The organism is Curtobacterium sp. MCSS17_007, assembly GCF_003234175.2.
In the GTDB taxonomy this organism is placed as follows: Bacteria; Actinomycetota; Actinomycetes; order Actinomycetales; family Microbacteriaceae; genus Curtobacterium.
This window is the reverse complement of the sequence record NZ_CP126257.1, coordinates 1,401,327-1,421,167: the sequence shown is the minus strand read 5'-3', so window position 1 is coordinate 1,421,167 and position 19,841 is coordinate 1,401,327. Positions and strand designations below refer to the sequence as shown.

Here is a 19,841-nt window from a genome sequence, read left to right as displayed (position 1 = left end):
CCCCGTTCCGGTGCGCACAGCGGACGCCGCTCCACCTCCGTCCAGCCCGCGGCGGGTTGTGTGTCCCCCGAACACCCACGACAGGAAGTGAGAGCGACATGCGCGCAGTGGTCTGGCACGGCATCGGGGACATCCGCCTCGACGAGGTCCCGGAGCCCACCATCCAGCACCCGGAGGACGCGATCGTCCGCATCACCCGCAGTGCGATCTGCGGGACGGACCTGCACTTCGTCCGCGGCACGATGGCGCCGATGGAAGCGGGCACGATCCTCGGCCACGAGGCCGTCGGCGTCGTCACCGAGATCGGCGACGCCGTCCGCGGCTTCAGCGCCGGCGACCGCGTCGTGATCAACTCGACGATCTCGTGCGGCGCCTGCCGGTACTGCCGCATGGGCAAGACCGCGCAGTGCGACGTCGCCAACCCGAACGGTCCGCAGGCCGGCACGAGCTTCTTCGGCGGCCCGCAGTCGACCGGACCGGTGAACGGTCTGCAGGCCGAGTACGTCCGCGTGCCGTACGCGCGGAACACCATGCACCCGCTGCCGGAGAACGTCAGCGACGAGCAGGCGATCCTGCTCTCCGACATCTTCCCGACCGGCTGGTTCGGGGCGGAGCTCGCGGGAGTCAGCCGAGGCGACGTCGTCGTCGTGTTCGGTGCCGGCATCGTCGGACAGTTCGCCGCTGCCTCGGCCTACAAGCTCGGCGCGGCCCGCGTGATCGTCGTGGACGGCGAGGAGACCCGTCTCGCCGCCGCGCTCGCGCAGCACTGCGAGGTGGTCGACTACAACCGCGAGGACCCGGTGCAGGCGATCATGGACCTGACGAACGGCATCGGCGCGGATGCCGTGATCGACGCCGTCGGCGTCGATGCGGAGCGCCCGAAGCAGGGGCCCGCGGCGGTGTCGGACGAGCAGGCCGAACAGTTCGACGCCGAGGTGCAGCAGGTCGCTCCTGACGCCTCGCCGGACGGGTTCGGCGAGGAGCAGCAGTGGAAGCCGGGCGACGGCCCGTCGCAGGTCGCGCAGTGGGCGGTCGCGTCGGTCGCGAAGTACGGACGCATCGGCATCATCGGCGTCTACGGTCCGACCGCCGAGCGCTACCCGATCGGTCAGGCGATGAACAAGAACCTGACGATCCGGATGGGCAACTGCGACCACCACTCGGTCACCCCGCCGCTCATCGACCTGGTCGCGTCCGGGCAGTTCGACCCGACCGCGCTGATCACCGAGCACGAGCCGATCGGCTCCGCGATCGAGGCGTACGAAGCCTTCGACCGTCGCGAGCCCGGCTGGGTCAAGGTCGAGCTGGAGGCCGCCCGATGAGCGCCGCCGACCACGCCGCGCCCACCGACCAGTACGCCTTCGCGGACCCGCGCAGCCGGTACCCGGACGTCTCCCCCGAGCCGCAGACACAAGACGAGCCGGGCCTGCAGTCGCAGATGACCCCGCTCCCCGACCTCGGCGAGTCCAGCTACCGGGGCACCGGGCGGCTCGAGGGCCGGAAGGCGCTCATCACCGGAGCGGACTCGGGCATCGGCGCGGCCGTCGCGGTCGCCTTCGCCCGCGAAGGTGCCGACGTCGTCCTCGCCTACCTGCCCGAGGAGCAGTCCGACGCCGACCACGTCATCGAGCAGGTCGAGGCCACCGGGCGGAGGGCCGTCGCGGTCCCCGGTGACCTCCGTGACAAGGCGTACGCCGGACAGCTCGTCGAGCGGGCGGTCGCGGAGCTCGGCGGCATCGACGCGCTCGTGAGCGTCGCCGGCAAACAGCGTTGGCAGCCGGACCTGCTCGACATCACGGACGACCAGTTCGAGGCGACCTTCGACGTCAACGTGTTCGGGCTCTTCCGTCTCGTGAAGGCCGCGCTGCCGCACCTGCAGCCGGGCTCGACGATCACGACGACGGCGTCGATGGAGGCCTACCAGCCCGCACCCGATCGGCTCGACTACGCCGCGTCGAAGGGTGCGATCAACAACTTCTCGAAGGGGTTGTCGCAACTGCTCGTCGAGCGCGGGATCCGCGTGAACGTCGTCGCGCCGGGACCGACCTGGACCGTCCTCCAGCCGAGCGGTGGGGTCGACCCGGAGTCGTTGCCCGAGTTCGGCAGCAGCGAGTCACCGATGGGCCGTGCCGCCCAGCCCGCCGAACTCGCGCCGGCCTACGTGTTCCTCGCCTCGCAGGAGTCGAGCTTCGTCGCCGGCGAGACGCTCAACGTGAACGGCGGCATGGTCACCCCCTGACCGCACCGGGAGCGCGGACCGGACATCCCGGCACCCCTCGGGAATGCCGGCCCGCGCTCCGGCGTCGAACCACCCACACACCTGCGAAGGAGCACACCATGAGCCTCGACCTCCACGAGGGGAACGGCGTCGACACCGAGCGTCGCTGCGTCCCGACCACCACGCTGCACGCGCTGCACGATGACCAGCAGGAACCCACGTTCGGGCGCTGGCTCGGCCAGATCAACGGCGAGCGCTGACCGACGGCGAGCGCTGACCATCGAGCGCTGATCGACGGGAGGCGCGGTGCCAGCTGGCACCGCGCCTCCCGTCCGTTCGTCGGTCGAGTCCGCCGGTCAGGAGGGGCGGCCGGTGATGTTCACCAACCAGGTGACCCCGAACCGGTCGGTGAGCATCCCGAACGTGTCGCCCCAGGGGGCGCGGGTGAGCGGCTCGATGACGGTGGCCCCGTCGGCGAGCCCGTTCCAGCAGCTCGTCAGCAGGTCCTCGTCGTCGCCGCTGAGCGAGACGGAGATGTTGCTCTCCGTCGGGGTCGGCATCGACGCGGGGGCGTCCGACGCCATGAGCAGCAGCCCGGCCGGCGTCCGGATCTGCCCGTGCATGATCTTGTCGGCGTCCGCCGGGTCCTGCGCCATGCCGCCCTCGGCGAAGGTCATGGTCGTGAGCTCACCGCCGAGCACCCCGTGGTAGAAGTCCAGCGCCGCACGCGCCTGGTCGCGGAAGCCGAGGTAGGGGTTGAGGAAGACGGACACGGGTGCTCCTTCGGGTCGCGCGGACACCTGCGGCCGCGTCGGCACGATGATGACAGATCCGGCGTGCCCGGCGGAAGGCTCAGGGACGGGCCAGCAGGAACGGCCGGCGCAGCTCAGCAGTACCCCGCGCTCGGTCGGCCCGCGCGCGCCGCCGCTCAGACGTCCCGGAGGCTCCGCCCCGAGGCCGCGTCGTTCCACGAGGTGGACGCGCCGATCTCCACCGCGGTGTGCAGGCCGGTGTGGCCGTGCTCGAGACCGCACCGCCACCGGTCGAACCCGCTCGTGCAGGGGACCCGTGACGACGGGTCGGGTCCGACGTCAGGTCTCGCCGGGGCATCGGTGTCGAGCGCGTCGGGGTCGGGCGCATCTGAACGCTCCAGCTGCCGGGCCGGTCGCTGCGGAGCCGGCCGCCGCGGGACGGGTCGTTGCGGTGCGACTCTGGACGGTGGGGTCGCGGTGGTGTCCTCGTGCATCTCACCGCTGTGACGGACCGGGAGGCCGATCCGTCACGGTCCTGCCCGAACGGACGCCACACGGGCGTGGCGCCTCGGCCGCGTCTCGCTCGGCGAGCATCACCGCACGGTGACCCTCGGGGCGCAGCGTCGGTCCGTGGTGCGCGCTGTGATCGAGGGGTGCCGTGCCGACCGAGTCGCGGAGGTGCCATCATCACGACGTGCGCATCGACGACTTCCTGCTGCCCGACACCCCCGCGACCCGTGCTGCGGCATCACTCGCGGAGCGGTACCAGTCGCCCGCGATCACGGCTCACGCGCTGCGCTCGTGGTACTGGGCCGAGGGGTTCGCGGCGCTCGACGGCCTCGACGCCGTCGACCACGAGCTGCTCGCCGTCGCCGCGCTGCTGCACGACGTCGGCACGGTGACGGAGTTCGACAACCACACGTTGTCCTACGAGCACGCCGGCGGTCACGTCGCGGTCGCCCTGACGACCGGTGCCGGATGGGAGCCCACCCGACAGCGACGGGTGCTGGACGTCATCGTCCGGCACAACTGGCCGGCCGTCGACGTGGCACTGGACGTCGAGGGGCACCTGCTCGAGCGCGCCACGGGCCTCGACGTCTCCGGCGCCGGTGCGGACGTGCTGCCGACGGACTTCCTCCGCGAGGTGCTCGCCGCGCACCCGCGCGGCGAGTTGGCCGAGGAGTTCGGTGCGTGCGTCGTCGACCAGGCCGCCCGGAAGCCGACGACCGCCGCGCGACGGCTCGTCGACGGCGACGTCCTGGGCAAGCTCGCGCGCAACCCGCTCGAGTCCGTCTCCTGACGTCGGTGGCACGCGCCGGCCGCGACACGTGGTCGGACGGGTGGCGGACAGGCGGCCGTGGCAGCATCGGGTGCATGACCATCGCCGCCCCGGACGTCCGCCACGTCGTGGAGGCGTCCGGGGACGACCTCGACGCCGCCCGCGCGATGTTCGAGTCGGCGTACGGGGCGTCCGGGTTCCTGCCCGAACGGACCGAGCGGCGGTTCGGGTACCGGTTCCGGTCGGTGGGCGGCGACGGCCTGTCCCTGGACTCGAAGCGCTTCGACGGCCGCATGGTCGGTGAGGTCGACGCGACCAGCCACTACTTCGTCACGTGGGTCAGCGACGGCGGTGGGCTGATGGACATCGGCCGCGACGAGGTCGCGCTCACGCCCGGCCGTCCGGTCGTCTTCCCGAGCGAGCGCCCCTTCCGCTTCGACCTGTCGGACGTGCACCAGAACGTCGTCCAGTTCGACCGACGACTGCTCGAACGGATCGCCGCCGAGCTGCACGGCGACGAGCCGGCTCCCCTGGTGTTCGACCACGCCGCGGAGCCCCGCCACGACGCCCTCCGTGCGTGGAACGCGGAGCTCCGCGACACCGCGCAGGTGGTCCTGGGCGGTGCCCCGCTGACACCGCTCGCCATGGCGGAGGCCGCCCGCCGTTCCGCCGTCGCGATGCTCCGCGCCTTCCCGCACAGCACCCTGGCCCCGCGGGTTCCGGTGCACCCCGGCGCACGAGGGCGGGTGCTCGAAGCCCTCGAGTACATGCACGCGAACGCCCGGTCCCCCATCACCACGACGGACGTCGCCGAGCACGTCGGGTTGAGCGTGCGTGGGCTGCAGCAGGGGTTCCAACGCCAGGTGGGCACATCGCCCAACGCGGTCCTGCGGGGCATCCGCTTCGACCGCGTCCGCGCCGAGCTCCGGTACGGGTCGGTGGGCGAGGTCACCGTCGCCGAGGTCGCGCGCACGTGGGGCTTCGCCCATGCCGGGCGGTTCTCGGCGGCGTACGCGAAGCGCTTCGGCGAGCTCCCGAGCGAGACCCTGCGCACGCGGCGGTGACCGTGCGGCGGGGCTCGGTACCCCGCCGGGCGCCGGTGCGGTGAGCCCTCGGAGCGGACGCGGCGACCGCGGTCGACGCGACGACCCCGTCGGGGCCGGGAGGAACGTGGCGGGGCCACGGGAGGCGCCTCCCGTCCGCTCCGCTACAGTCGTGCCTGTCCGCTCACGAGTGTCCGGAGCAGGCGTGGTCGCTGTGGTGCGGATGCACTGCACGACGTCGGAGGGGTGGCGCGCTGTGGTGCAGGACGAGTCCGGTCGGGGCCCGCGGTCCGGAGCGCCCGCTCGCCGCAGGCGACGGCGGCTCCTCACCCTCGGACTCGCGATGGCGGTGTCCGCGGGGACGATCATCGGGGTCGAAGCCCTTGCCGGACCCGCGGAGTCGGACGGACCGCGCGGACCAGCGATCGGGACCGTCGCCGCGCGAGCACCGAGCGTCACGGTCGCGGACGTGTCCGCCCGCGGCACGACCACGTCCGGCCGCACCACGGTGCGCACGACCGTCCGTGTCGAGAACCGTTCCGCCACCCGGGAGCCCGCGTCCGTCGCCTGGCTCTCCCTGCAGACCGGCACGACGAAGTACGCCCTCGGACACGTCTCGGTGCCGTCCCTGGCGCCGGGCGCGAGCACGACGGTCCGCGCGACGCACCCGGCCCCTCGTCGCGCCCCTGCAGCGGAGTACTCCGTCCTCGCGTGCTCCGGGGCGTACTCCGCGACGGCGTGCCGCACGTCGACCGCAACCGTCGCCACCGGGTCCACGAGCCCGGAGCGCCCGTCGACCGGCGTGATGCTCGACGTCGCTCGCGCCTACTACCCGGTGCCCCTGATCGAGCGGTACGTCGACCTGCTCGCCGAGCACGGCGGGACCTTCCTGCACCTGCACCTCACCGACGACCAGAACGTCGGCATCGAGAGCGACGTGCTGGGGCAGACGCTCGCGGACGCCGACCTGCGCGACGGCGTCTGGACGAGTCGGGTCACCCACCGCCCCTTCCTCAGTGCCGCGCAGGCACGGGAGATCGCGGACCACGCAGCGGAACGCGGCGTCGCCGTCGTACCGGAGGTCGACACCCCCGGGCACATGGCGGCCGCGTTCGCCCTCCTCGAGGCGCGGCACGGCGAGGAGTACGTCGACCGCATCCGATCGGGCACGAACGAGCTCGACGTGTCGGCGCCCGCGAGCGCTGCGCTGGCGGCCCGGGTCGTCGCCGAGGTGGAGCGCACCTTCCCCGGCAGCCGGACCGTCCACATCGGCGGGGACGAGTGGGGGGACGACGTCAGCGCCGACGACCGTGTCGCCTGGCTCGACGCGATGGCGGCCGCTGCCGGCGACCGCGAGGTGTGGGCGTGGAACGACGGGATCGACCGGGCTGCGATCGGACGGCTGGACCCGCGCATCCGGGTCACCTACTGGAGCTTCGACGGCGACACCGAGGATCCTGCGGAACGCCGCGAGCGTCGCCAGCACCGAGCGGGCGCGGACGACCTCTCCGCGGCCGGGACGGACCTGCTCAGCTACGACTCGTACCACCTGTACGAGGTGCCGACGGACCTCGACCCGGCGGACAGCGCGTACGCTGCCACGGACCTGCGTGCGCACTGGTCGCTCCGGACGTGGGACGGTGACACGGGTGCGCGACTGGGGACGCCGATGTCGGGTGCCGCCGTCGCGATCTGGGGCGAGGACCTCGAGCAACCACCGTCGGATGCCCTGCTGGAGTGGAGCCGACCGCACGTGGTCGCGATGATCGAGACCGCCCGCTCCTGAGCGGGCCCCGGCGCCGCCGATCACGGTCCGTGAAACGTCCGCGTCGGGAGTCGGCGGCCGGGCCTGTCCCCGCCGGTGCGGCCCTCCGGGAACACGAGCGGCACATGCGCGTTGTACCAGGCAAGTACCCCCTGGGGGTACCTGCGCGAGGATCGACCCCACCAGATCGGAACAGCATGGACACGCACGAGCACCACCGGACAGCCGGCGATGGCAGCCGCACGACGACGTCGTGGGCGATGGCCGCCCAGGCGACGCTGCACTGCCTCACCGGGTGTGCGATCGGCGAGGTCCTCGGCATGGTGGTCGGCACTGCGCTCGGCTTCCACGACGCCGGCACGATCGTCCTGTCGATCGCGCTCGCGTTCGTCTTCGGCTACGCGCTCACGATGCGTGGCGTGGTCAGGACCGGCCTGGGCTTCGGCGCGGCCCTCAAGGTCGCGCTCGCTGCCGACACGGTCTCGATCGCGGTGATGGAGGTGATCGACAACACCGCCATCGTGGCGATCCCCGGGGCGATGGACGCGCAGTTGGACCAGTGGCTCTTCTGGGGCTCCCTGGCGCTGTCCCTGGCCCTCGCCTTCGTGGTGACCACACCGGTCAACCGGTGGATGATCAGTCGCGGGCTCGGGCACGCCGTCGTCCACGGCCACCACTGAGCCGTCGACGCGCACGCGCACACACCGTGTGTGCGGCTGGACGGTCCGGGCCGGACCCGCTGCGGAGAGGATGACGGACACAGCGGCGACGAGGCGGTCGGCACGTTCACCCGTGGGCCCTGCCGGGATCGAACCGACGACATCCACGGTGTAAACGTGGCGCTCTACCAGCTGAGCTAAAGGCCCCTCCTGTCCGATCCTAGACGGTCCAGGAGCGCACGCCCTGCGCCATGCTGGAGCGGTGTGAGATCACCCCACGGAGCCGGACCGCCACGCGGACGACGCTGCGGCGTCCGGCACGGCGCCCCTCGTCGTCGTCGCCGCCGTCACGCGGCACGACCGCCGGGGACGGTGACCCCGGCGGTCGACCGCCTACGACAGCCGATCAGCCTTCCGCTCCCCCACCGCCGAACCGCTCGACGAGCTCCCGCTTGAGCACCTTCCCGCTCGGCCCGAGCGGCAGCGCGTCGACCACGTGCACGAGGCGGGGGTACTTGTAGACGGCGATCTCGTCCGCGACGAAGCGGATCAGCTCGTCGGGTGTGACGACGGCCCCCTGCCGGAGCACGACCGCTGCCGCGACCTCCTGCCCGTGCACGTCGTGCGGGACACCGAAGACCGCCGCCATCGTGACGTCGGCGTGCGCGGCGAGGACCTCCTCGACCTGCCGTGGGTACACGTTGTAGCCGTTGCGGATGATCATGTCCTTCGTGCGGTCGACGATCGTCAGGTAGCCGTCGTCGTCCTTCGTCCCGAGGTCGCCCGTGCGGAACCAGCCGTCCACGATCGCCGTGGCGGTGGCGTCCGGCCGGTTGAGGTACCCGTTCATGAGGTTGTGGCCCCGGATCACGAGCTCGCCGATCTCCCCGGTCGGGAGCAGCACGGTGCGGTCGGTGACCTCGGGGTCGGCGATCTCGATGTCGACGCCCCAGATCGGCGTGCCGATCGTGCCGGGGCGCGGTTCCACGCCGACGTGGTTGAAGGACGCGACCGGCGAGGTCTCGGTGAGCCCGTACCCCTCGTGCACGGGTGCGTCGAACTCCTGCTGGAAGCGTTCGAGCACGGCGAGCGGCAGCGACGCCCCGCCGGAGATCGCGTAGCGCAGGCGCGGTCGCGCCTCGGACCGGGTGGCGGCGTCGAGCAGCGCGATGTACATCGTCGGCACGCCCATGAAGATGGCCGTGTCGTGCTCGACCATCGCCGCGAGCGCGGCGTCGCCGTCGAACCTCGGCAGCATGACGATGGTCGCGCCGGCACGGAAGCCCGTGTTCATCGTGCACGTCTGCCCGAAGGTGTGGAACAGGGGCAGCGCTCCGAGCAGGACGTCGCCGCGCCGCATGTCGAAGGTCGTGAGCAGGCACGTGTTGACCTGCTCGAGCAACGCGAAGTGCGAGCCCTCCGCACCCTTCGGCTGACCGGTGGTCCCGCTGGTGTACAGGATCGTGGCGGTGTCGAAGGGGTGCCGCGGGACGTAGGTGTCGAGGGGCTCGCTCGCGGCGGCCAGCGTCTCGAGCCGGTCGTGCCCGTCGGCGCTGTCGGTCGGGGCCAGGACGCTCAGCACGTCGACGCCGGCGAGCTCGGCACCGGAAGCTCCCTCGGCGAGCAGCGGGGCGGCGCAGACCAGGACGCGGGCGTCACTGTCCCGCAGGACGTACTCGATCTCACGGCGCTTGAGGAGCGCGTGCACCGGGACGACGACCGCACCGAGTGCGAGGGCTGCGTAGTAGACGCGGGGGAAGTCGGCCACGTTCGGCACCAGCATGGCGACGCGGTCGCCCTCCTGCACCCCACGCGCACGCAGGGCGCCGGCGTACCCGAGGGTCTGTGCCCAGAGTTCCGCGTAGGTGGTGCGCTGGTCACCGACGACGACGGCGACGTCGTCGGGGAAGCGGGCGGCCGACTCCGCCAGGATCGCGGCGACCGATGCGGTGGCCTGGGTGGTCCTGGCCCCGCTGACGGCGCCGGGTGCGGAGTGGGTGCTGGTGGTGGTGCTGGTCATGCCGGCCTTCCGTCTCCCGTGACGAGTTCTCCTCACGGAGCCTACGGCGCGGGCGCTCCCCGGGGCCGGAACACCCCTCGGCCGGGCGTGGCCGGGGGTACCCGAGCCGGCGGCGTCCCCCGGCCCGTTGCGCGCTCCGGCTCACCGCTCGCGCGCACAGACGGATCGTGTTGTCTGGGAACCGTCGTGGCGCGGGTCAGGTGCCACGAACCGGGCGGCCGGTCTGTGTTCGGGTCACGGATCGGCCGCCGACGGCCCCAGCCCCAGCCCCTGCCTGCTCCTCACCCGTCCCCGACGCGCTGACCAGGACGGACAGGAGGCACGGTGCGGGCCCGCCAGGCGCCTCCCGGCGGTCCCGTGGCCACGTCGGCTGTACCCCGCTCACCGCCGTGCTGCGAGGGCTCGTCGGTACCGTCTGCCGCACAGCGTGAGGAGGTGTGCGATGACCGAGGGCGGCACGCACGGAGCATCGGGGTACTGGTACCCCGACCGGCAGGAGAAGGCCGGGGTCGAACTGCTCACCCTGATGCGGCGGTACCGCGCGGCCGAGGTTGCGATGCGTGAGCGCAAGCGCCGGTCGATGCGGATGAACGCCACCGACATGGAGGCGGTGCGGTTCCTGCTGCGCGCCGGCGAGCAGGGGCGGCAGGTGCGACCGGGCGACCTCACCGCGCACCTCGGCATCACCTCGGCGTCGACGACGGCCGTCGTGAAGCGTCTGGTGTCGACCGGCCACGTCGAGCGCCGGCCGGACCCGTCCGACGGCCGCGGCGCCCTGCTCGTCGCGACCGGTCACAGCGACGACGAGGTGCGCACGGAGCTCACCGACGTCCACGCGCGGATGATCGCGGCCGCCGAGCGCCTCTCGCCGCAGACCGTCGCCGAGATGGGCGCGTTCTTCACCGAGATGATCGAGGCCATGGACGCCGACACCCCGTCGGTCGAGGCGGACGGGGCCGAGCGCCCGGGACCGATGTCCGAGATGCGTACGCATCCAACTCGGTAGTTAGACAAACTAGGGAAACCGGAGCAAGCTGGTCCCAGTCACCGACCGCGGTGACGTCACCGCACGGGAAGGGCCGGCCATGAGCACCATCGACGCGACACACTCGCAGTTCTCCGAGGTCCGCGAAGCAGCCCGGGGTCGGGTGCTCGCCGCCGTGGCCACGAGCCTCGGCATCGTCGCCGTCACCGTCGCCACCGCCGCTGTCACCGTCGTCACCCTCGGGGCCTGAGCACGATGACGAACCACCGGGACCTCCGCGAACTCCAGCGCCACCCGCACGAGTGGCACCGTCGCGGCCTGCGGCACCCCGACGAGATCGACGCCCTCGTGCACCACCGCACGCATGGCGACGTCCCGCCGGAGCCGACCTACGGCGACTTCTTCCGCGTCGCCTGACGGATCCCGTCCTCAGCCCTGCCGACCCGGCGCCCGACGGTCGTCCGCCCGGCGCCCGACGGACCGCAGCTCCGGGAACTGCTCGTCGCGCCACTCCCCCTCGGCGGGAGTCCCGCTGGTCGCCGCTCGCTCCTCGCGCTCGCGCAGCTCGACGCGGCGGATCTTCCCCGAGATCGTCTTCGGCAGCGATCCGAACTCCACCCGGCGGACGCGGGCGTAGGCGGGCAGTGCGACGCGAGCGTGCTCGAGCACGGCGCGCGCGGTCTCGACCGTCGGCTCCCATCCCGCGGCGAGCGTCACGTACGCCTTCACGACGTTGAGGCGGGCGTCGTCAGGTGCGGGCACGACGGCACTCTCGGCCACGGCCGCGTGCTGCAGCAGGGCGCTCTCCACCTCGAACGGCGACACCTTGTAGTCGGAGGACTTGAACACGTCGTCGGTCCGGCCGATGAACGTCAGCTGCCCGTCGGCGTCGCGGCTCGCGATGTCCCCGGTGTGGAAGAAGCCGTCGCGCATCGCGTCCGCCGTGCGCTCCGGGTCGCCGAGGTAGCCGGCCATCAGGTTCGTCGGACGCTCGGTCAGGTCGAGGCAGACCTCGCCCTCGTCACCGGGGCGTCCGGTGACCGGGTCGAGCAGGGTCACGGCGACGCCGGGCAGCGGGCGCCCCATCGCGCCGGGCGTCACCGGCGCGCCGGGGACGTTGCCGATGATCGCGGTGGTCTCGGTCTGCCCGTAGCCGTCGCGGATCGTCAGACCCCAGGCCGCCTCGACCCGGGCGATGACCTCGGGGTTGAGGGGCTCCCCGGCCGACACGACCTCGCGCAGGGCCCGGGGCTTCGGACCGAGGTCCGACTGCAGCAGCATGCGCCACGCGGTCGGCGGCGCGCAGAACGTGTCGACGCCGGCCTCCTCGAGCTGGGCGAGCAGGCCCGCCGGGTCGAAGCGGGGTGTGTCGTACACGAACACGGTCGCCTCGGCGATCCACGGCGCGAAGAAGCAGCTCCAGGCGTGCTTGCCCCACCCGGGCGAGCTGATGGCGAGGTGCACGTCGCCGGGGCGCAGACCCAGCCAGTGCATGGTGCTGAGGTGCCCGACCGGGTAGGACGCCTGCGTGTGCACGACCATCTTCGGGCGTGAGGTGGTGCCGGAGGTGAAGTAGACCAGGCACGGGTCGGTGGTCCGGGTCGTCACGCGTGGGCGGACCTCGTCGGCCGGGGCGGGCTCGCCGAGGTCGTCCGGGTACGCCGTCCACCCGTCCGCCGCTCCCCCGACGACGATGCGCGAGGGCGCGCCGGTGACGCCGTCGAACTTCGGCGTCTCCCCGTGGTTCGTGACGACGTGGGACACCCCGCCGCGATCGATCCGGTCCTGCAGGTCAGCCGTGTCGAGCATCGTCGAGGTCGGCAGGATCACCGCACCGAGCTTCATCACCGCGAGCATGGTCTCCCAGAGCTCGAGCTGGTTGCCGAGCATGAGGAGCACGTGGTCGCCCTTCCGGACGCCGAGCCGGTCGAGGTGCACCGCGAGCCGGTCGGACCTCGCCGCCATCTGCGCGTACGTGGTCCGGGAACCGCCGTCCTCGTCGACGATCCACAGGGCCACCCGGTCGTTGTCCTGGGCGACGACGTCGAACCAGTCGGTCGCCCAGTTGAAGTCGGCGCCGAGGTCGGGCCACCGGAAGGCGCGTCGGGCGGCCTCGGCGCGCTCGGTGTCGTGTTCGTCGAGGACCGCGAGCAGCTCGTCGCGGGCGGCGCGGTAGACCGTGGTCGGGTTCGAGGAGGGCACCGGTCGATCATGCCGCACCGCAGCCGAGTGCGCAGCGAGCGGGGTGCCGGCGCAGCGCACGGTCGACCGACGCGGGTAGCGTCTGCTCCCGTGGACGGTGTCGGTGTGGTGGACGAGGGCGGCCGCCTGCGGCTGCTCGGCAGCGCGGGCGCCGGCGCGGCCTTCGCCGTGGTGCTCGTCGTGCTCGTTGCGTCGTCCTGGACCACGGCGACGACGGGCCTCCTGGTCGGCCTCGGCGTCCCGGCCGGACTCGTCGGTGCCGCCGTGGGGGTGTGGACGCAGTTGCGGTCCTGGCGGGCCGCCGGTGGCTACGAGCGGTCCGTCGCGGTGCAGCGCTGGGTCGCGGACGGTCACGTACCGGCAGCGGTGCCCGCTGAGGAGTGGGTGCCGGCACTGCAGGCGCAGGCGGACCGCGAGGGTGCCGGCTGGGGGAAGGTCGTGCTCTGCGTCCTCTGGACCGCGATGACCCTGTCGATGGCCGACCAGCACGGGTCGGTCCTGACCGCCCTGCTCGTGGCGCTCTGGCTCGGTATCGGCCTCTGGGCGGTCCTCTGGGTCATCCCCCGTGCTCGTGCGGCCCGTGCCCTGCTGCGCCGCGGTGTCTCGACCGACCCGGCGCCGCACGGCTCCTGACGACCACCGGCGGCGGCGTGCGGACAGGGAGCGGCACGCGCGCGGCACCGTGACTACGCTCGGCAGCATGCAGAGTCGCACCCTCGGCCGTACCGGCCGCTCCGTGTCCGTCGTCGGTCTCGGTACCTGGCAGTTCGGCGGAGACTGGGGTCCCGTCAGCGAGCAGGACGCCGCCGCCGTGATGGACGCGTCGGTCGAGTCCGGCGTCACCCTCTTCGACACCGCCGACGTGTACGGCGACGGTCGCAGCGAGCAGCTCATCGGGTCGTGGCGGCAGGCCAACCCGGACGTACCGCTCACGGTGACGACCAAGATGGGCCGTCGGGTCGACCAGGTCCCCGCCAACTACGTCGCGGCGAACTTCCGCGAGTGGGTCGACCGCTCCCGCCGCAACCTGCAGCAGGACACCCTCGACCTCGTGCAGCTGCACTGCCCGCCGACGGCCGTCTTCGCGGACGACGCGGTCTACGACGCCCTCGACGCGCTCGTCGCGGACGGCTCGATCGCCGCGTACGGCGTCTCGGTCGAGACCGCCGACCAGGCGCTCACCGCGATCGCCCGCCCGCACGTCGCGAGCGTGCAGGTCATCCTCAACGCCTTCCGCCTCAAGCCGCTGGACCGCGTGCTCCCGGCCGCACGGGAGGCTGGCGTCGGCATCCTCGCGCGCGTCCCGCTGGCGTCGGGGCTGCTGTCCGGCAAGTACACGACCGAGACGACGTTCAGCGAGGGCGACCACCGCAACTACAACCGGCACGGCGAGGCCTTCGACCAGGGCGAGACCTTCAGCGGCGTCGACTTCGAGGACGGCGTCCGGGCTGCGCAGGCGTTCGCGTCCGCGCTCCCCGAGGGCGTGTCGGTCCCGCAGGCGGCACTGGCGTGGATCGTCGCCCAGGACGGCGTCACCGCGGCCATCCCGGGAGCGCGCAACCCGGAGCAGGCGCGGTCGAACGCCGGCGCGGCGGACCTCGGCGAGGTCCCCGGTCTCGACGGGACCGTGCACGAGCTCTACGACCGGTGGTTCCGCGCGGCGGTGCACGACAAGTGGTGACGGGGCGGTCCGGGTGGAGCGGGCGGACCGCCGCCCGCTCGATCGCTCCACGCGGGGTGGTCGTGACGCTCGTGGCGGCGGTGGCGGTCGTGCTGCTCGCACTGTGCACCGCTCCGGCCGCGGGCACGACCCGGACCGCGCCTCCCTGGCCGGCGCCGACCGACCTGCGGTCCCGCGCCGAGGCCGCCGGTCTGCGGAACGTGTGGGGCGCGCCGCTCGCGGAGCACGTGCACACGCACCTCACGGTGCTCGACGGCTCGACGCCGGTGACCGTGCCGGGCGACGTCGGGCACTCGGCGCGGGAGCACTTCGCGGCCGAGCTGCACACGCACGACACCTCCGGGATCCTGCACGTGGAGTCACCGACCCGGCAGACCTTCACCCTCGGGCAGTTCTTCGACGAGTGGGACGTGTCCCTCGGCGTGGGACACGTCGGCGGGCTCCGGGGCGAGCTGACCGTCTGGGTCGACGGTCACCGGTACCTCGGCAACCCCCGGTCGATCGCGCTGGTCGACCGGCGGCAGGTGGTGCTCGCCGTCACCACCGTCGGTGAGGTGCCGCGTCTGCCGGCTCCGTTCGACTGGCCGCCGCAGTACCGCTGACGGGGTGGAGGCCCGCGACCCGTCCCGACGGGACGTGCGCCGACCGGTGGTCACCGCGGAGCGGGCCGGTGACCGCGCCCGGGCCGATCCGTCCGCACGGAGCGGCGCGCCGGATCAGCGCCGTCCGTCGAGCCCGAGCAGGCCCGCGACGACGGCGGGGTGCTCGACGTGCGCGAAGTGGCCGCAGTCGCCGAGCACCGCGGTGCGGACGTCGGGCAGCAGCCGCCGCAGGTCGTCGAGGTCGGACACCCGGGCGAACACGTCGTCACGACCGAGCACTGCGGTGACGGGGCACGTGACCGCGCGCCAGCGCTCGACGTCGTAGGACGCGGCCGCCCGGGCCGCGGCGGTGAAGCGTTCCGGTCGGAACTCGTCGACGAAGGCGTCGAGCACGCTCCGGTCGAGCCGCCGCACGTGCGTGAACACCGGCGCTGCGACGAGGGGCAGCAGACCGACGCACGCGATCCCGCGGAGCAGCCCGCGAGCGGCCCCGCTGGTGACGAGGAGCCCGGCGCGGAGGAGCGTGAAGGCCGGCAGGGTGCCCAGCGCCCGCCACGGGTGCCGTGCGGCGCGGACGGTCGCCGTCGTCGTGCCCGACACCAGTCCGAGGGAGCGGACCCGGACGGGTGCGGCGACCGCCAGGTGCAGCGCGACGAACGCGCCCATCGAGTGCCCGACGACGTCCACCGCCGACAGCCCGAGCGCGTCGAGGACCTCGACGAGGATCCCGGCGCCGCGCTCGACGTCGAACGCGCCCACCGGCGCCGGGGAGGTTCCCCAGCCGGGCAGGTCGACGAGGACGAGACCGCGCTCACCGACGCCGCCGGTCTCGGCCAGCAGGGGTGTCCACGTGGTCCACGACCCGGCGACACCGTGCACGAGGAGGACCGGATCGGGCCCGACACGGTGGTGGACGACGACGTCGCCCGACCCGGTCGTGACCGTGCTGCGCTCCAGGGACCACGTGCCGGGGTCGTCCACCACCGGCCAGGGCGCGTACGGACCGTCCGTCACCACGTCCGTGACGGCCGTGGAGTCGACGTCGTGCACGGTGCCTCCCGTCCGGTCACGCGGGCGCGGACGCGCCCACCACTCCTTCGGAGCGGAGCGCCGCCGAGGAGGGTCGTGTCAGCGGGAAGGAGCGCGGTCAGCCGACGGGGACGGGCGCCGTGCACGCAGCGAGCCGGTCGAGCGCCGCGCGGTACTCCGCGACGTCGCGCTGCAGCCCCGGCTCCGTGATGATCGAAGCCTTGATCCGGCCCTGCACGTCGATCACGAAGGTCGCCCGGGTGGCGAAGCCCTTCTTCTCGAGGAACACGCCGTACTCCTTCGACACCGCGCCGTGCGGCCAGAAGTCCGCGAGCAGCTCGAAGTCGTAGCCGTGCGTCTCGGCGAACGAGCGGAGCGTCGCCTTCGAGTCGACCGAGATGCCGATCAGCTCGACGCGCTGGTCCTCGAACATCGCGATGTTGTCCTGGAGCGTGCAGAGCTCGTTGGTGCACCCGGACGAGAACGCCAACGGGAAGAAGACGAGGGCGACCGGGCGGACGCCGCGGAAGTCGCTGAGGCGGACGTGCTCACCGAACTGGTTCGGGAGCTCGAAGTCCGGCGCGAGTGAGCCGATCTCCAGGGCCATCGGTGCACAGCTTCTTCCTCGGGCGTGGGGTGTGCCCGTGTCGCGTGTGCACGTGCGGGTCGCCCGTGCACGATCGGCAATCGTACGCCGACGACACCAGGATGCAAGCGCCCGTCCACGTGCACGTCACCATCAGCCTGTGGGTCGGTCGTGGGGCCTAAGGTGGTGTGGGCCCCATCCGGTCGTGACCCGACCACCGGTGGCCCCCATGTCCACCACCACGAGAACGAACGAGGTCAAGGGTGACGGTGAACGACCAGGACCCGCGCAGCACCGCAGGGACCGACCAGGACCCGGAGGAGACCGCAGAGTGGCGTGAGTCGCTCGACGGGCTCGTCGCGACGCACGGCCACCAGCGGGCCCGCGAGATCATGCAGAGCCTGCTGAAGCGCTCGAACGAGCTGCACCTCGGCGTGCCGATGGTCCCGACGACCGACTACGTGAACACGATCGCGCCCGAGGACGAGCCGGAGTTCCCCGGCGACGAGGAACTCGAGCGCCGCTACCGCCGGTGGATCCGGTGGAACGCCGCGATCACGGTGCACCGGGCCCAGCGGCCCGGCGTCGCGGTGGGCGGCCACATCTCGACCTACGCGTCGAGCGCCGCCATGTACGAGGTCGGCTACAACCACTTCTTCCGCGCGCAGGACCACCCGTCCGGCGGCGACCAGGTCTTCTTCCAGGGCCACGCCTCCCCCGGCATGTACGCACGTGCCTACATGGAGGGCCGCCTCAGCGAGGACCAGCTCGACGGCTTCCGCCAGGAGAAGTCGCACGCCGGTGGCGGTCTGTCGTCGTACCCGCACCCGCGCCTCATGCCGCACTTCTGGCAGTTCCCGACCGTGTCGATGGGCATCGGCCCGATCAACGCGATCTACCAGGCGCAGCAGGCCAAGTACCTGTCCAACCGTGGGATCAAGGACGCCTCCGACCAGCAGGTGTGGGCGTTCCTCGGCGACGGCGAGATGGACGAGGTCGAGTCGCGCGGTCAGCTGCAGGTCGCGGCGAACGACGGGCTCGACAACCTGAACTTCGTGATCAACTGCAACCTCCAGCGCCTCGACGGCCCGGTGCGTGGCAACGGCAAGATCATCCAGGAGCTCGAGGCGTTCTTCCGCGGCGCGGGCTGGAACGTCATCAAGGTCGTCTGGGGCCGTGAGTGGGACGACCTGCTCGCCCGCGACACCGAGGGCGCGCTCCTCAACCTGATGAACGCGACGCCGGACGGCGACTACCAGACGTACAAGGCCGAGAACGGTGCCTACGTCCGCGAGAACTTCTTCGGGCGCGACCCGAAGGCGCTCCAGCTGGTCGAGGGCTACACCGACGACCAGATCTGGAACCTCAAGCGCGGTGGCCACGACTACCGCAAGGTCTACGCCGCGTTCAAGGCCGCGACCGAGCACAAGGGCCAGCCGACCGTCATCCTGGCGAAGACGGTCAAGGGCTACGGCCTCGGCCCGAGCTTCGAGGGCCGCAACGCGACCCACCAGATGAAGAAGCTCACGCTCGACAACCTCAAGCAGTTCCGCGACGAGATGCGCATCCCGATCTCGGACGCGCAGCTCGAGCAGGACCCCTACACACCGCCGTACTACCACCCGGGCAACGACGACGAGGCGATCCAGTACATGCACGAGCGTCGTCGCGCGCTCGGCGGGTACGTGCCGGAGCGTCGGACGAAGTACACGCAGTTCACGCTGCCGGACGAGTCGAAGTACCAGGTCGTCAAGAAGGGCTCCGGCAAGCAGGAGGTCGCCACGACGATGGCGTTCGCCCGTCTGCTGAAGGACCTGCTGCGGTCGCCCGACTTCGGCGACCGCGTGGTCCCGATCATCCCGGACGAGGCACGGACGTTCGGCATGGACGCCTACTTCCCGACCGCGAAGATCTACAACCCGAACGGCCAGCACTACACGTCGGTCGACCGCGAGCTCCTCCTGGCGTACAAGGAGAGCCCGCAGGGCCAGATCGTCCACGTCGGCATCAACGAGGCTGGAGCCCTGGCCGCGTTCACCGCGGTCGGCACCTCGTACTCGACGCAGGGCGAGCCGCTCATCCCGGTCTACGTCTTCTACTCGATGTTCGGGTTCCAGCGCACGGGCGACGCGATCTGGGCCGCCGGCGACCAGATGGCTCGCGGGTTCATGATCGGTGCCACCGCCGGTCGGACCACCCTGACCGGTGAAGGCCTGCAGCACGCCGACGGCCACTCGCCGCTCCTCGCGGCGACGAACCCGGCGGTCGTGTCGTACGACCCGGCCTACGGCTACGAGATCGGCCACATCGTCAAGTCGGGCCTCGACCGCATGTACGGCACGAACGAGGACGGCTCGCCGAAGCACGCCGACCCGAACGTCATGTACTACCTGACGGTCTACAACGAGCCGATCGTCCAGCCCGCCGAGCCCGAGGGCGTCGACGTCGAGGGCATCGTCAAGGGCATGTACCTGCTCAAGCCGAGCGAGCACGACGGCCCGAAGGCCCAGCTGCTCGCGTCCGGTGTCGCAGTGCCGTGGATCCTCGAGGCGCAGCAGCTCCTCGCCGAGGACTGGGGCGTGTCCGCCGACGTCTGGAGCGTCACGAGCTGGGGCGAGCTCACCCGTGACGGGCTCGACGCCGAGCAGCAGGCGTTCCTGCACCCGAACGAGCAGCCGCGCACCCCGTACGTGACCGAGCGCCTGCTCGGCACCGAGGGTCCGGTCGTGGCGGTGAGCGACTTCATGCACGCCGTGCAGGAGCAGATCCGCCCGTTCGTGCCGACCGACTACGCCACGCTCGGCGCCGACGGCTTCGGCTTCTCGGACACGCGCCCCGCGGCCCGCCGCTTCTTCCACATCGACGGCCCCTCGGTCGTCGTGCGGACGCTGCAGCAGCTCGCGAAGCAGGGCAAGGTCGACCACGCCCTCGTCCAGCAGGCGATCGACAAGTACCGCCTGCACGACGTCAACGCCGGCACCACCGGCAGCGCGGGCGGAGAGGCCTGATCCCCCGGTGAG

At 72.2% G+C, this 19,841-nt stretch carries 19 protein-coding genes and 1 tRNA gene; 14 read left to right on the top strand and 6 right to left on the bottom strand.

Going from position 1 to position 19,841, the window contains the following annotated elements:
- Positions 1-98 precede the first annotated feature (98 nt).
- The 3 genes from DEJ22_RS06685 (at position 99) to DEJ22_RS06675 (ending at position 2,478) form a co-directional block, all read left to right on the top strand.
- Positions 99-1,322: a zinc-dependent alcohol dehydrogenase gene (locus DEJ22_RS06685; RefSeq protein ID WP_111225887.1), complete on the top strand. Its 1,224-nt coding sequence runs from the start codon at positions 99-101 to the stop codon at positions 1,320-1,322.
- Positions 1,319-2,239 (top strand): SDR family oxidoreductase, encoded by a 921-nt coding sequence (locus DEJ22_RS06680; RefSeq protein WP_111225886.1) that lies wholly within the window; start codon positions 1,319-1,321, stop codon positions 2,237-2,239. Before DEJ22_RS06685 ends, DEJ22_RS06680 begins: the two co-directional genes overlap by 4 nt.
- Before the next feature lie 98 nt (positions 2,240-2,337).
- Entirely contained in the window at positions 2,338-2,478 is a 141-nt protein-coding gene (locus DEJ22_RS06675; RefSeq protein ID WP_181430645.1) for a hypothetical protein, read from the top strand.
- Between the two features lie 96 nt (positions 2,479-2,574).
- Here the strand turns inward: DEJ22_RS06675 and DEJ22_RS06670 are convergent, their stop codons facing one another.
- Entirely contained in the window at positions 2,575-2,991 is a 417-nt protein-coding gene (locus tag DEJ22_RS06670; protein ID WP_111225885.1) for a VOC family protein, read from the bottom strand.
- Positions 2,992-3,664: 673 nt separating this feature from the next.
- Between DEJ22_RS06670 and DEJ22_RS06665 the strand changes: the two genes are divergently transcribed.
- The 4 genes from DEJ22_RS06665 to DEJ22_RS06650 all read left to right on the top strand — a co-directional run bounded on the left by DEJ22_RS06665 (position 3,665) and on the right by DEJ22_RS06650 (position 7,737).
- Positions 3,665-4,270, top strand: coding sequence for an HD domain-containing protein (locus DEJ22_RS06665; RefSeq protein ID WP_111225883.1), 606 nt, complete (start codon positions 3,665-3,667; stop codon positions 4,268-4,270).
- A gap of 74 nt (positions 4,271-4,344) precedes the next feature.
- Positions 4,345-5,313 carry a helix-turn-helix transcriptional regulator gene (locus DEJ22_RS06660; protein ID WP_146241656.1) on the top strand — a complete coding sequence of 323 codons (969 nt, stop codon included), beginning with the start codon at positions 4,345-4,347 and terminating at the stop codon, positions 5,311-5,313.
- 322 nt (positions 5,314-5,635) lie between these two features.
- Complete coding sequence (locus tag DEJ22_RS06655) at positions 5,636-7,078, top strand: family 20 glycosylhydrolase (RefSeq protein ID WP_181430644.1); 1,443 nt, start codon at positions 5,636-5,638, stop codon at positions 7,076-7,078.
- A 176-nt stretch (positions 7,079-7,254) separates the two neighbouring features.
- Positions 7,255-7,737 carry a DUF4396 domain-containing protein gene (locus tag DEJ22_RS06650; protein WP_111225880.1) on the top strand — a complete coding sequence of 161 codons (483 nt, stop codon included), beginning with the start codon at positions 7,255-7,257 and terminating at the stop codon, positions 7,735-7,737.
- Between the two features lie 113 nt (positions 7,738-7,850).
- On the opposite strand, the gene DEJ22_RS06645 is transcribed toward DEJ22_RS06650, so the two are convergent.
- A tRNA-Val gene (locus DEJ22_RS06645) sits at positions 7,851-7,923 on the bottom strand.
- Positions 7,924-8,122: 199 nt separating this feature from the next.
- Entirely contained in the window at positions 8,123-9,736 is a 1,614-nt protein-coding gene (locus tag DEJ22_RS06640; RefSeq protein ID WP_111225879.1) for a long-chain-fatty-acid--CoA ligase, read from the bottom strand.
- 442 nt (positions 9,737-10,178) lie between these two features.
- Here DEJ22_RS06640 and DEJ22_RS06635 point away from each other — a divergent pair, with 442 nt between their 5' ends.
- The 3 genes from DEJ22_RS06635 to DEJ22_RS06625 all read left to right on the top strand — a co-directional run bounded on the left by DEJ22_RS06635 (position 10,179) and on the right by DEJ22_RS06625 (position 11,138).
- Positions 10,179-10,742, top strand: coding sequence for a MarR family winged helix-turn-helix transcriptional regulator (locus DEJ22_RS06635; protein ID WP_111225878.1), 564 nt, complete (start codon positions 10,179-10,181; stop codon positions 10,740-10,742).
- Positions 10,743-10,821: 79 nt separating this feature from the next.
- Positions 10,822-10,971, top strand: coding sequence for a hypothetical protein (locus DEJ22_RS06630; RefSeq protein ID WP_181430643.1), 150 nt, complete (start codon positions 10,822-10,824; stop codon positions 10,969-10,971).
- A gap of 5 nt (positions 10,972-10,976) precedes the next feature.
- Positions 10,977-11,138 carry a hypothetical protein gene (locus DEJ22_RS06625; protein ID WP_181430642.1) on the top strand — a complete coding sequence of 54 codons (162 nt, stop codon included), beginning with the start codon at positions 10,977-10,979 and terminating at the stop codon, positions 11,136-11,138.
- A 12-nt stretch (positions 11,139-11,150) separates the two neighbouring features.
- Here DEJ22_RS06625 and DEJ22_RS06620 read toward each other — a convergent pair whose 3' ends face one another.
- Positions 11,151-12,923 (bottom strand): AMP-binding protein, encoded by a 1,773-nt coding sequence (locus DEJ22_RS06620; RefSeq protein ID WP_111225877.1) that lies wholly within the window; start codon positions 12,921-12,923, stop codon positions 11,151-11,153.
- A gap of 90 nt (positions 12,924-13,013) precedes the next feature.
- Between DEJ22_RS06620 and DEJ22_RS06615 the strand changes: the two genes are divergently transcribed.
- The 3 genes from DEJ22_RS06615 to DEJ22_RS06605 all read left to right on the top strand — a co-directional run bounded on the left by DEJ22_RS06615 (position 13,014) and on the right by DEJ22_RS06605 (position 15,206).
- Complete coding sequence (locus DEJ22_RS06615; RefSeq protein WP_111225876.1) at positions 13,014-13,556, top strand: hypothetical protein; 543 nt, start codon at positions 13,014-13,016, stop codon at positions 13,554-13,556.
- A gap of 67 nt (positions 13,557-13,623) precedes the next feature.
- Positions 13,624-14,604 carry an aldo/keto reductase gene (locus DEJ22_RS06610; protein ID WP_111225875.1) on the top strand — a complete coding sequence of 327 codons (981 nt, stop codon included), beginning with the start codon at positions 13,624-13,626 and terminating at the stop codon, positions 14,602-14,604.
- A complete protein-coding gene (locus tag DEJ22_RS06605) occupies positions 14,601-15,206 on the top strand; it encodes a hypothetical protein (protein WP_146241655.1) in 606 nt (201 codons plus the stop codon). Before DEJ22_RS06610 ends, DEJ22_RS06605 begins: the two co-directional genes overlap by 4 nt.
- 114 nt (positions 15,207-15,320) lie before the next feature.
- Here DEJ22_RS06605 and DEJ22_RS06600 read toward each other — a convergent pair whose 3' ends face one another.
- Both DEJ22_RS06600 and DEJ22_RS06595 read right to left on the bottom strand, forming a co-directional pair.
- Positions 15,321-16,256, bottom strand: a complete 936-nt coding sequence (locus DEJ22_RS06600) for an alpha/beta fold hydrolase (RefSeq protein ID WP_111225873.1) — start codon at positions 16,254-16,256, stop codon at positions 15,321-15,323.
- A 97-nt stretch (positions 16,257-16,353) separates the two neighbouring features.
- Positions 16,354-16,842, bottom strand: coding sequence for a peroxiredoxin (locus tag DEJ22_RS06595; protein ID WP_111225872.1), 489 nt, complete (start codon positions 16,840-16,842; stop codon positions 16,354-16,356).
- A gap of 242 nt (positions 16,843-17,084) precedes the next feature.
- On the opposite strand from DEJ22_RS06595, the gene aceE reads away from it, so the two are divergent.
- Entirely contained in the window at positions 17,085-19,829 is a 2,745-nt protein-coding gene (aceE, locus tag DEJ22_RS06590; RefSeq protein ID WP_111225871.1) for a pyruvate dehydrogenase (acetyl-transferring), homodimeric type, read from the top strand.
- The last annotated feature ends 12 nt before the right edge of the window (positions 19,830-19,841 follow it).